At 60.6% G+C, this 12,242-nt stretch carries 10 protein-coding genes; 5 read left to right on the plus strand and 5 right to left on the minus strand.

Annotated features, from left to right (window positions below; translation table 11 throughout):
- Positions 1-175 precede the first annotated feature (175 nt).
- From ald to RUH64_RS01455, 5 genes are all read right to left on the minus strand, one after another.
- Complete coding sequence (gene ald, locus RUH64_RS01435; protein ID WP_313810741.1) at positions 176-1,288, minus strand: alanine dehydrogenase; 1,113 nt, start codon at positions 1,286-1,288, stop codon at positions 176-178.
- Positions 1,289-1,339: 51 nt separating this feature from the next.
- Positions 1,340-2,827: an NAD-dependent succinate-semialdehyde dehydrogenase gene (locus RUH64_RS01440; RefSeq protein ID WP_313810742.1), complete on the minus strand. Its 1,488-nt coding sequence runs from the start codon at positions 2,825-2,827 to the stop codon at positions 1,340-1,342.
- Positions 2,824-4,125 (minus strand): aminotransferase class III-fold pyridoxal phosphate-dependent enzyme, encoded by a 1,302-nt coding sequence (locus tag RUH64_RS01445; RefSeq protein ID WP_313810744.1) that lies wholly within the window; start codon positions 4,123-4,125, stop codon positions 2,824-2,826. Before RUH64_RS01445 ends, RUH64_RS01440 begins: the two co-directional genes overlap by 4 nt.
- Positions 4,126-4,233: 108 nt before the next feature.
- The gene (locus RUH64_RS01450; RefSeq protein ID WP_313810745.1) at positions 4,234-5,130 is read right to left on the minus strand and encodes a LysR family transcriptional regulator; all 897 of its coding nucleotides are present in this window, start codon (positions 5,128-5,130) and stop codon (positions 4,234-4,236) included.
- Positions 5,131-5,152: 22 nt separating this feature from the next.
- The gene (locus RUH64_RS01455; RefSeq protein ID WP_313810747.1) at positions 5,153-6,049 is read right to left on the minus strand and encodes a LysR family transcriptional regulator; all 897 of its coding nucleotides are present in this window, start codon (positions 6,047-6,049) and stop codon (positions 5,153-5,155) included.
- A gap of 143 nt (positions 6,050-6,192) precedes the next feature.
- On the opposite strand from RUH64_RS01455, the gene RUH64_RS01460 reads away from it, so the two are divergent.
- The 5 genes from RUH64_RS01460 to RUH64_RS01480 are packed head-to-tail and all read left to right on the plus strand — an operon-like array spanning position 6,193 to position 12,091.
- A complete protein-coding gene (locus tag RUH64_RS01460) occupies positions 6,193-7,479 on the plus strand; it encodes a Xaa-Pro peptidase family protein (RefSeq protein ID WP_313810749.1) in 1,287 nt (428 codons plus the stop codon).
- Positions 7,415-8,650: a PLP-dependent aminotransferase family protein gene (locus RUH64_RS01465; protein WP_313810750.1), complete on the plus strand. Its 1,236-nt coding sequence runs from the start codon at positions 7,415-7,417 to the stop codon at positions 8,648-8,650. The genes RUH64_RS01460 and RUH64_RS01465 overlap by 65 nt, the downstream gene beginning before the upstream one ends.
- Positions 8,647-9,870, plus strand: a complete 1,224-nt coding sequence (locus RUH64_RS01470; RefSeq protein WP_313810751.1) for a M20 family metallopeptidase — start codon at positions 8,647-8,649, stop codon at positions 9,868-9,870. Before RUH64_RS01465 ends, RUH64_RS01470 begins: the two co-directional genes overlap by 4 nt.
- A 10-nt stretch (positions 9,871-9,880) precedes the next feature.
- Positions 9,881-11,293 (plus strand): MFS transporter, encoded by a 1,413-nt coding sequence (locus RUH64_RS01475; RefSeq protein ID WP_313810752.1) that lies wholly within the window; start codon positions 9,881-9,883, stop codon positions 11,291-11,293.
- Between the two features lie 48 nt (positions 11,294-11,341).
- Positions 11,342-12,091 (plus strand): SDR family oxidoreductase, encoded by a 750-nt coding sequence (locus RUH64_RS01480; protein WP_313810753.1) that lies wholly within the window; start codon positions 11,342-11,344, stop codon positions 12,089-12,091.
- Positions 12,092-12,242 lie beyond the last annotated feature (151 nt).

The raw sequence follows: 12,242 nt of genomic DNA on the forward strand, positions 1-12,242 counted from the left end.
ATGAGACGAAAATTTGTCCGCTGATCTCTGGTGTCCTGCGGAAAGAAAAGGGTTCGGATGCGGCAACTGGCACTGTCGAGCGACAGTGCCAGTTGCTACGTCTTCACTTGTAACTCTAAGGGGTGCCTACCAACCTAGGTCCTCTGTTCGGACACCTCATGGGCGAGCAACAAGCTCAGACCAGCAGCGATGATGATGTGGTGTTCGGCAAATCTGCGAAAGCCGTCGCCACGCCCGGGTAGACAATGTATCCGTCCTTCGTATTGACGCCTTTCGCCAACGCAGGATTCGATTCCAGTGAAGCCTCGACGCCTTGATTCGCCAATTGCAAAACGTACGGCAAGGTGGCGTTGGTCAGGGCCTTGGTCGAGGTCTGGGGTACGCCGCCTGGCATGTTAGCCACGCAGTAGTGGCGGACCCCGTCGACTTCGAAGATGGGATCCTGGTATGTCGTGGCGTGCGAGGTTTCGAAAGCTCCTCCTTGGTCGATGGCCACATCGACCAGCAATGATCCGGGCTTGAGCAGACCGAGCTGTTCACGGGTCACGACCTTCGGAGCGGCCCGCCCTGGTATAAGCACGGCACCGATGACCACGTCTGACTGAGCTAATTCGCTTTCCAGGGTCAGCGGATCGTTCATCAGCACGCGAGCGCGGTTGCCTAACAGGTCATTGAGCTGGCGGATCCGGGCTGGCGACATTTCAAGAATGGTGACCTCCGCCTGCATGCCGAGAGCCAGTTGTGCAGCTTGAGTGCCTACCACGCCGCCGCCGATGACCAGTACGCGGCTCGGGGCGACTCCCGGTGAACCGCCCAACAGCTTTCCTGGACCGCCTTCCGGGCCGGTGAGGTAAGTGGCCGCCGCATGGGCGGCCAGGCGGCCAGCGATTTCGCTCATCGGGGTCAAGAGCGGCAAACCGGTGTGGTCTTGGACAGTTTCGTAGGCAATTGACAGGGTTCGAGCCTGCAGCAGGGCTTCAGTCAGCGGACGATCTGCCGCCAGATGCAGATAGGTGAACAGTACCAAGTCCTCGCGGAGGAATTGGTACTCGCTGGCGATGGGCTCCTTGACCTTGACCAGTAATTCGGCCGCTGCCCAGGCCTCGGCCTGATTCACGAGGATCGCTCCAGCAGCGGCGTACTGCTCGTCGCTAAAGCCGGCGTTGGCTCCGGCGGCGAATTCGACGCGAACCGTGTGACCCTCGGCAATTAGTGCGGCGACCCCGGCTGGGGTGATGGCAACGCGCTGTTCTGCGGGCTTGATTTCTTTGACAACGGAGACGTGCATCGGTGGACTCTCTTCTCTGGTAATGCTGTGGACCTGAATGTCCATGAACAATTAGCGGGTGGAACGGCGTGAAATATTGTAGAAACGGATGGACTGGTATTCTTCGAGACCTTCACTGGCCCCTTCGCGGCCCAGTCCGGACTGCTTGACACCGCCGAATGGTGCGGCGGCGTTGGAGGGGACGCCCTGATTGATGCCCACGATGCCGGTCTGCAATCGGTCGGCGACATTCAAAGCACGGTCCACGTCCTGGGTGAATACATAGCCGGCCAAGCCGAACTCGGTGTCATTGGCCCAGTCCAGCACCTGCTGTTCGCTGTCAAAGCGGCGGATTGCGGCGATCGGCCCGAAAATCTCCTCACGGGAGACCCGCGCCAGCGGGGCGACATGGTCCAGCACTGTCGGGGCGTAAAAGTGCCCTGCCTCCGAGTAGCCATGCCCGCCGACCAGTAAGTGAGCGCCGCCGTTGAGGGCATCCTGGACCAGCTCCTGCATCTGATCCACCGCCCGCTGATCGATCAGCGGGCCGAGCTGCGCGCTGTCGCTCAGTCCGGCTCCGACCTCGACCTCGGCAAAGCGGCGGGCCAGTTCGGCGGCGAACTCATCGGCGATGCCAGACTGCACGTAAATCCGGTTGGCTCCGATGCAGGATTGACCGCCATTGCGTAGCTTTGCTGCGATCGTACCCTCGATGGCCCGCTCGAAATCGGCGTCGTTGAATACCAAGAGTGGAGCATTGCCGCCTAACTCCATGGAACTGCGCAGCACATTCTTCGAAGCGAGTTCCAGCAGCGTGCGGCCAACTGGTGTGGATCCCGTGAAGGAAATCTTTCGCACGCGCGGATCGGCGAGAACCGCTTGGCTGAAGGCGGCGGAGCCAGAGGTGGAAACCACCTGAATCAGGTCTTCGGGGACTCCTGCTTCCACGGCCAACTTTACAGCGTAGTAAGTGGTCAGCGGTGTCGCGGTCGCCGGCTTGATGACGACGGGGCAGCCTGCGGCCAGCGCGGGGGCGATCTTGCGGGTGGCCATAGCCAACGGGAAGTTCCAGGGAGTGATCAACACCGCCAGGCCCACCGGGGCGCGGCGGGTGAGGATATCAGCTCCACCGTCGGGAGCTGGCTGGAAATTACCGCCAGGGCGGACCGCTTCCTCTGCATACCAGCGCACGAAGTCGGTTCCGTACTTCACCTCGCCACGGGCTTCGGCCAGCGGCTTGCCCATCTCCCGGGAGATCAGCTTGGCGAGCTGATCGCCATGATCGATGAGCAGCTCGTACCAGCGGTGCAAGATACTGGCGCGGTGCCTGGCGCTCTGCTCGGCCCAGGCAACCCCGGTCGTTTGTGCTCGGCCCACTGCGGCGAGCGCTTCCTCCGGCGTCGAATCGGGCACGAAGGCGATCTTCTCACCGGTGGATGGATCGTGGACTGCGATGCCTGAGGCAGGACCGTGCAGGGCGGCGATGGAGGAATCGGCATCGGCGACATATTGCGGGTTCGCGGCCAGCGGCCTGGTGCTGTGCTGAACAGTCGTGTTCACTTGCCGCTCCTAGCGTCGATGGCTTCGCCGATGGCGTTGATGAAATTGGACAGTTCAGCCTCGGTGACGATGAATGGCGGGCTGATTTGGATGGTGTTGCCGCGCAGTGGCCGGCCTATGAAGCCCAGTTCGACCAGGTCGTCGCAGATCTGCTCAGCGGAAAGTGATTCGTGCAGTGAGACGCCGCCGAGCAAACCAGCGCTGCGCACCTCGGTGATCGCTGCGCGACCGGCGGTTAGGGCGTCGAGCTCGCGGCGCAGCTGCGGGGCGAGCTGCGCCACCCGGTCCACGAGCTGTTCGCGCTCCAAGAGCTCCAGATGCTTTAGCGCCACTGCGCTGGCTGTTGCGTGTCCGGCATAAGTGGCCCCGTGTCGGAAGATCGGAGTGTCAGGGGAATCGACGTAGAACGGCTCCCAAATCCGCGGTGCGACCATGACCCCGCCCAGCGGTGCGTAGCCGCTGGTCACGCCCTTGGCGAAGGTGATCATGTCTGGTTCCAGGCCGTAGTATTCGGCCGCGAACATTGTGCCCATGCGGCCAAAGCCGGTGATGACCTCGTCGAGGATGAACAAGATGTCTTTCTCGCGACAGATCCGGGCGATGGCTTCCAGATAGCCCGGAGCCGGAGGGTTGACCCCGCCGGTGCCCTGTACGGCCTCGGTGACGAAGGCCGCGATATTTTCGGCCCCGATACGCTCGATGGCCTTTTCGACCTCGGCCGGGTCGTTGAAGCTGACGCGTGCGGTTTCCGGTACCAACGAGTCGCTGCCGTAGCCTTCGCGGTTGAATTCAAGTCCCGCAATGGAAGTGCCGTAGGCGTGCAAGCCGTGGTAGGCGAACTCGCGGGAGAGGATGATCTTCTTAGTGCCGCGGCCTTCGCGCTGCCAGTGTCTGCGGGCGAGTTTGCAGGCGACGTCGATAGCGTCAGAACCGCCCGAGTTTAGGATGATCTTGGCGCGTTCGATGGGGCTGAGCTCTGCCAGCTTTTCGCCCAGCGCTATGGCCTTGTCGTTCGAGTAGCGAGCGAAGATGTGATAGGTCTCCAGCTGCAGCATTTGCTCATATGCGGCCTGCGCCAGCTCGGCGTTGCCATGCCCGACATTCGCGTGCCATAGTCCGGCGGTGCCGTCGAAGAGCTTGCGGCCATTTGAGGTGTAGAGCCAAGCTCCTTCGCCGCGCTCGATGACCAACTGGCGTCCGTTCACGGTAGGAGTGTGGGCCTGAGCTGGCCACAGGGAGGGCGCGTCCAGAATGTTGTTGGTGGGGGAGTCCGACAGGGCCAGGTCGTTGGCGGTCATGTGGATCCGCTCCTTTCAGATACTCGATCAGTGGTGTTGAGTACCAATTTAGGAAGCAAATCCCGTTATGAAAAGCGATAGATCTAGACAGTTTTATGTCAGTTTTACTTACAGTTTGTCGACATGCCGAAGTTCGTCTTCTAAGGCTTGCCGTACGGCTGTAAGGGCCAGGTTGCGCTCCGATCCCTTGCGGGCGATGAGCAGTAGGGTGCGACGTTGGTCGGCAGGCAACCAGTTGCTTGGCTGCAGCCGACTGCCTGTTTCGGCAATGAGCATGTCCGGCAGGAAGGCAGCCGCCAGTCCGCGTTCGACCATGCGCAGATGGAAGAGTACGTCCGAGGAGACATGTAGAACTCGTGGTTCGAAGCCACGTTCCCGGCACATCCGCAGGGCCCATTGCGCGGCGGCGGATTCGGCGGGCTCCATGACCCAAGGAATGGTCGCGGCAGCCTGCTCATCGGAGACTTCCAGCCCTGCCGGCAGGTAACCGCGGATCGGGTCCTGCCCAAGAATCGTGGTGTGCAGGCCGTTGGCGCTGCCCGAAGAGGTCCCGGGGAAAGAGTCCGTGATGATCGCGTCAACCTGTCGAGAGGCCAACCGTACGATGGCGTCTTCGGGTTCGTAGCGCTGGATTCGTACTTCGAGGTCGGGATGCTCTTGGGCGATGCGCACCAGTGCAGCGGGGATAACCGCGCGGCTGATGCTCGCGAACGCCGCAACGGTGAACGCACCTTGAGCTCGCCCATGGGAGGCGGCCAGATCTGACTCAGCCTTTTCCATGGCGGCGAGCACCGTTTCGGTATTTCGTACCAGTTCGCGGCCCGCTGCGGTCAGTTGTACATTGCGGCCCGCGCGTTCCAATAGCTTGACGCCCGTTTCTCGTTCCAGCAGGGAGAGCTGCTGGGAGATGGCTGAATGGCTATAGGACAGGCTTCGCGCCGCGGCGCTCATGCTGCCGTGCAGGCTGACTTCGCGCAGCAGGCGAATGCGATTTAGATCGAGCATGGTTCTCCTTTGGGGCGTGCGCTTAACGGGCAACGTCCTGCAAGACCTGCAGGAAGCTCTTGGCGGCCGGTCGGAGGTTGCTGCTGCGTCGGCCTACGGCGTGGATTTCGCGGAACATCGGAGGCGCGTTCAGCCCTGCCGGCGGCTCAAACCGGGTGATGTTTCCGGGGCGTGGGCCGAAACTGTTGAAGACCATTTGAGGTAGGAACGCCGCGGCTACCCCGGCGGCAACCAGTTCGCAGTGCAGCCGAGGATCGGGGGAATCGAAAAGCACCCGCGGCTCGAAGCCCAGCGCTCGGCAGTAGTTGCGCGAAAACACATAGGCATCGGTGCCGCGCGGTTCGAAAGCCCAGTTCAGTTCCGCCAATTCAGCCACCGAGGAAACCGGATGCGGCAAGTAGATGTCCAATTGGTCGGTCGTGACTAAAGTGCGGACGAGTCCGGAATCGGCACGGCGCGGCACGTGGGTGAACTCGTCGACTATCGCGATGTCCGCCCGACGGCTGGTTACCGCATCCAATGCTTCGCTGGGTTCGAGCTGCGTAAATTCAATGGCCACGTCAGGGTGGATTGCCGCCATACTCCGCAAGGTTTCGGGTAGATAAGTGCGCGCGAAGGTACTGAAGGCCGCGAAGCGGATGACGCCCTGAATCCGGCTGCGCCGGTTTTCCAATTCGGCGCTGGCCGTTTCGAGCAGCGACACTGCCTCATCCACACGGGCAATCAGTTGCTGCGCGGCAGGGGTGAGTCGGATGCTGCGCCCCACCTGTTCCAGTAACGGCAGCCCGGCTTCCGCTTCCAGCTTGGCTAACTGCTGGGACACGGCCGAGGCGCTGACGCCAAGCATGCGCGCGGTGCTGGCGATGCTTCCGCGCAAGTGCAATTCCCGCAGTAGCGTCAGTCTCTTGAAGTCGAGCATGCGGTTCTCCTTACTGGGCGGGGTTTGCGGCATTATCCGTAAGTTCTACTTAACGATACGAACAAGATTCACCTACTTTATCTGATAGAACGTCGGTCATATGGTTTAGATCACACGAAAAACTCCATTGATCCGCAAGGAGCATGAAAACCGAAATGGTGCAGCCCTCAGCAGGCCACGTCAGCCTGGAAATCGCCGAGTTCGCAATCCGCCAGCAACGAGTCAAGGAGCGCATGGCCGAGCAAGGCTTAGAGCTGTTGCTAATCACCGATCCTGCGAATCTGAACTACTTGACTGGTTATAACGCTTGGTCGTTCTATACAGCGCAGATGCTGGTGCTGCCCCTCGAAGGACAACCGCTGCTTTATATGCGCCATATGGATGCCCGGGGCGCACACCGGACTGCGGTCGGAATCAACCCGCATCGGATCTTCGGGTATCCCGAGGAACTGGTCCACCAACCCCAAGCTCACCCCGGCGACTGGGTTGCCCAACATCTGCGGGACTGTGGCTATGGGCGAAAGCTCGCAGTTGGCTACGAAGGAGATTCACACTTTTTCTCCGTCCGCATGTACCAAGCACTGTCAGCGACGTTGGGCGAATGGGAACTGCGCGAATCTCGCGAACTGGTCAATTGGGTCAGGCTGATCAAGTCTCCCTACGAGATCGAGCTGATGCGCATTGCTGGCAAGGTCGCCTCGCAGTCCATGCGTACCGCTCTCGGTGCGCTGGCGCCGGGCAGGCCGCAGAACCACGTAGCCGCTGAGATCATGGCGGCACAGGCCCGGGGTGTAGCTGGCTATGCAGGGGACTACCCCTCGATCGTGCCGATGCTGCCCACCGGGGCAGGAGCAGACACGCCGCATCTGACCTGGAACGAAGACCCAATGCCGGCCGATGCCCCGATCTCCATTGAGCTCGCCGGGGTGCATCGACGCTACCACGCGCCGATCGCCCGCACCGCGGTGCTGGGCAGGCCGAGCTCATCGCTGCAGCGGGTGGCCGCGGCGACCATCGAGGGCATCGAGGCAGCCTTCGATCAAGTTCGCCCGGGAGCGACGCCTGACGAGGTCACTCGGGCTTTCACACGGGTGATCAACGCCCGCGGATTCGAAAAGGAATCTCGGCTGGGCTACTCGATCGGCGTCGGCTTCCCGCCGGACTGGGGCGAACGAACGATTAGTTTCCGCAGTGGCGAATACACGTTGTTGCAGGAGAACATGACCTTCCACTTGATCGCGGGCATGTGGCTCGACGGCTTCGGCTTCGAGGTTTCCGAACCGATCCGGGTGGCGGCCAACGGCATTGAATTTCTCGCCGACCTTCCTCGTGAACTGACCATCATCAATCCAAGGAGCTTTACCGATGACTACGCAATCTTTTCTGACACCAGTTTCAACGCGGCTTGCAGCCCGAGCCAGCCAGCTTAAAGGCTCGGTGATTGATTCTTCGACCTCGCTGCTTGCCAGCCAGACCCACGATATCGTCCGGTTTGCCATGGGTGCACCCAACGCGGAACTGATTCCCGAAGCCGAGCTGGCAGAACTCTACGGACAGCCGACTGAGGGACGTTACGACTACGCTGCCACCGAAGGCAATCCTCAACTGATCGAACAGATCGTCGCCTATCAGGCACGGCTGTCTCGGCATATCGACGCAGAGCGGATCCTTGTCACTACAGGAGGCATGCAGGGTCTGGACATCGCATTCAAGCTCATGGTGGATCCTGGAGACCTTGTCATTGTCGAATCCCCGACCTACACCAATGGCATAGCCACGGCGTTGAGCTATCAGGGACAGATCCTCGAAGCACCGGTAGACGACGACGGTTTGGTGGTGGAGGCGCTACCGGGGCTCGTCGAAGCTACGGGAAAGATCCCCAAAGTCATCTATGTGATCCCGAACTTCCAGAACCCCTCCGGGCGGACCATGAGCAAAGCTCGTCGGCAGAAGCTGATCGAACTCGCCGAACAATGGGATGCCTTCATCATCGATGACGATCCCTATGGGGCGTTGCGCTTTGCCGGTGAGTATGTGCCAGGCTTCGACGAGCTGAGTCCGGGCAACCAGCGCATCGTATCGGTGCGCACCTTCTCCAAGGTGCTTGCTCCTGGTCTGCGGGTGGGCTGGATTGAACTGGACCCTGCGCTACGCGCCCTGGCAATCAGCGCCAAGCAATCCATGGATACCTGTACGAATGCCCCGCTGCAGCAGCTGGTGGCCGACTACTTAGCTCAGGGGCGCCTAGAAAGCCATCTCGAGACGCTGCGCAGCGTCTATGCTGAACGCAAACAGGCCATGGTGCAGTCGCTACAGCGCACTTTCGGCGACCAGGTGGAAACCACTGATCCGGAAGGCGGTTTTTTCCTCTGGCTCACGCTGCGCGGCCGTTACGCGCAGATCAATACGGAAGAGCTTTTTCCACTCGCCCTCGAACATGGGGTCGCCTACATTCCGGGCCCAGCTTTCGCGGATTCCGGTACTTTCACCGATGCGCTGCGTCTGTGCTTTGCGACCTCCACGCCTGCGCGAATCGAACTGGGCGTCCAACGGCTGCACGACGCCTTGGAAGCTATGCTCCTGCGCGGTGTTGCAGTATGAGATCAGCGATGGCGCCGGCCAACGAACTGGAGCATTCGGTACTGGCACATGTCGACCGGGAGCAGATAGTGGAGATGTGCGGTCAGTTGATTCAAGCGTCAAGCGAGAATCCAGGCGGCACCGAAGAACGAACAGTGTTGCTTCTGCAAGGCGTGCTTCAAAATTTGGGAGCCACGGTGCATCTTCAGCAGGTGGAGCCGGGACGGCCTAACCTGATTGCCCACCTGGGCGGGGGAAATGCCGGTGGCGGCGTGCTCTTTCTGGGTCACAGCGATGTGGTGCCAGCGGGCAGCGGCTGGGATGCCGATCCCTTCATGGTCCGACGTGAAGGGGACCGGCTGATAGGCCGCGGCGCCACGGATATGAAAGGCGGCCTGTCTGCAGTCATCGCGGCCATGGCCGCGGTCAATAGACATGCGCCCCATATCCCTTTGACCCTGATCTGCACCGTGGATGAGGAAGCCGATGCACTCGGGATCGAGAACTACATCAGCTCCGTTGACGGCACGCCATATTCCGCGTGCATTGTTGCGGAACCGACTGATCTGACGGCGATCATCGGGTGTCGTGCTGCAGCGAATCTTCAGGTGCAGATCAGCGGGGCCAGCGCGCATGCCGGACGTCCGGCGGATGGCGCCAGCGCCATCGAAGCCGCGGCGGAGCTGGTGGCTCTGATCGGGGATGACAAACAGCGGCTGGCGGCTGAGCCGCACCCGGTGCTTGGTCCAGCTACCTGGAATGTGGGAACCCTGAAGGCGGGGCATGGGACTTCAATCGTTCCGGATCACGCAGTGTTGGGTGTCGACCGCAGGCTGCTGCCTGGTGAGGATCCTCAGCAAGTCCTCGACGCCCTACTTTCTGCAGTCCGGAACCGGATTGACGGCACCGAAACCCTCGATGCGCGGAAGCTTCAGTTTCACGGGTCCGTAGAGATGTTCATGCCCGGATTCCTGACCGAGCCCCAGGCTCCGTTGGTGCGGCGGGTCTGTGCGGCGCTGCAGGACCTCGGGGCAGCAGGCGAGCACGGAATCTGGACGGCTTCTTGTGAAGGAGGCTTCATTGCCGAGCACCACCATGTGCCTACCGTGGTGCTTGGGCCCGGTGAAATCAATACGCAGGCGCATCAGCCCAACGAGAGCGTGTCCATCAGTGATCTGCACACCGCGGCGTGCGCCTACGCGCTGATCGCCCTACGCCAGTACGAAACATCCCAGAGCTAAGGATCAGCCAATGACTACCCACGCACAGTTGCCGGCGATCCGCTATGAAGCGGAATTCACCGCAGCAGAAAAGAAACAGGCCCGTCAATCGGTGGCTGGCTCGGCCATCGGAAATGCCATCGAGTGGTTCGACTACGGAATCTATGGATACCTGATCGTTTACATCTCTCAGTTGTTCTTCACCTTCGGGGAAAGCGACGGTGCGGTGCCGCGGATTCTGGCCTTTTCAACCTTCGCAATCTCGTTCATCGTGCGTCCTCTGGGAGGCATGGTATTGGGGCCTCTAGGCGACCGAATTGGGCGCCGCACCATCTTGATCTTCACCATCGTGATGATCAGTTTGTCGACAGCCTGCATATCTGTGCTTCCGACCTTCGAGACAGCAGGCTATATGGCTCCCGCGCTGTTGGTGCTGCTGCGGATGATCCAGGGATTCTCCGCCGGCGGCGAATATGCCGGCGCAGCGGTCTTTATGAGCGAGCACGCGCCGGACAACAAGCGCGGTAAGTACGGGTCCTTTCTCGAATTTGGAACACTGGCTGGATTCAGTGCGGCAGCAATACTGTGCACCGTACTGACCATGGCAGTCGGCGAAGACGGAATGATGGCGGGATGGTGGCGCCTGCCTTTCGCGCTAACTCTGGTGCTGGGGGGCATCGCCTTGTGGATGCGGCGGCATCTGGAAGAATCCGAGACCTTCACCGATGATGCTGGCAAAGACAATGCCGTGCATTCGGCGCCTCAGGCCCTGCGTTCACTGCTGCTACGGTACCCGGGGCAGTTGCTTAAACTCTTCGGCTTCATCGTGTTGGTCAATGTGGCCTTCTATCTGGTTCTGACCTACATGCCCAGTTATCTGACTGCCACGTTGGGTCACGATGCAACGCAGGCGAACCTGACCCTGGTGCTTATCCAACTGATCATGATGGCGCTGATCGTCCCCCTTGGAGCTTTAAGCGACAGGATCGGGCGCAAGCCGCTGCTGCTTACGGCAAGCATAGGATTCGTCGTGTTGTCGGTTCCTGCAGTGAAGCTGCTGCAGACCGGCGGGCTCTGGGGCCAAATTGCCGGCATCGGTACCCTGGGGTTACTGTTGGTGACTTTGCTATCCACGATTTCCTCCACGCTGCCCGCACTATTCCCTACATCGGTGCGATACTCCGGCTTCGCGATCGGTTACAACCTGTCCACCGCGATTTTCGGCGGCACCGCTGCAGTGGCCAATGAAGCGATCATCGGAGCTACCGGCAACGAACTAGTTCCCGGCTGGTATCTGATGGGAGCAGGCATCATTGGACTGGTGTCGGTGTTGACCTTCCGAGAAACCGCGGGACGGTCGCTGCGAGGAAACGTGATCCCCGGCAGCGATGACCAGTTGCGACTCGAACGCGGAGAAACCCTGATCGGCCGGATCAACCGATAATTCGGCGGGATAACGAACTGCCCCGCAGACTCACAAGGAGAGACATTTATGGATTCGAAGCGCGTTGCCTTGGTGACTGGCGCAACCTCAGGAATTGGGATCGCCATTGCCCGGCGTCTGATTAAAGAAGGGTTCTTCGTCGTGATCAGCGGAAGGAGCACCGAGCGCGGCGGGGCGGTGGCTGCGGAGCTCGGCGACAGCGGTTGCTTCATCCAAGCCGATCTCACGCAGCCCGGCGCTCCACAGCGTCTAGTTGATGCGGTAGTGGAACACACCGGGAAACTCGATGTGCTGGTCAACAATGCGGCCATCGACCATATCAATTGGATTCTAAAAACGCCCGAAGAAGAAATCCGCGAGGCGTTCGAAATCAACACATTTGCCGCCATCTACTGCCTGCAGGCCGCAGCGCGGATCATGGCCGCGGCCGATGGTGGGTCCATCATCAACATCACCTCTCGTCTAGCGAGCATCGGCGTTCCGACGATGAGCCTGTACAGCGCAAGCAAGGGCGCGATGCTGGCGCTGACTAAAGCTGCATCAGTTGAGCTGGCCGAAAACAATATCCGGGTCAACGCCGTCGCACCGGGCATGACCAGGACTCAGATGTTCGAGGACTGGCTAGCTTCACAGGACAACCCCGAAGCGACCGAACGCGAAGTCTCAGCGGCAATTCCGCTGGGAAGAGTCGCGCTCCCTGAGGACGTTGCCGGAGCTGTTGCTTATTTCGCAGATCCACGGAACAGCTACATCACGGGAACTTCGCTCCCGGTAGACGGCGGGTATTTGGCCAAGTAAGCCAGTGCCGGCTGCAGACTGCAAGGGTTTGGCACCGAATTTCCATTGGTGCTGAACCCTTGCAGCCGTAGCTGCTGGGGCTTTGTATCGTACTGAAGGCTAGCTGGCACCGAGGAAAGAACCTGCTGATCGCATTCGATGACGTATATCC

It is taken from the genome of Glutamicibacter sp. (genome assembly GCF_032154645.1).
Classification (GTDB): Bacteria; Actinomycetota; Actinomycetes; order Actinomycetales; family Micrococcaceae; genus Glutamicibacter.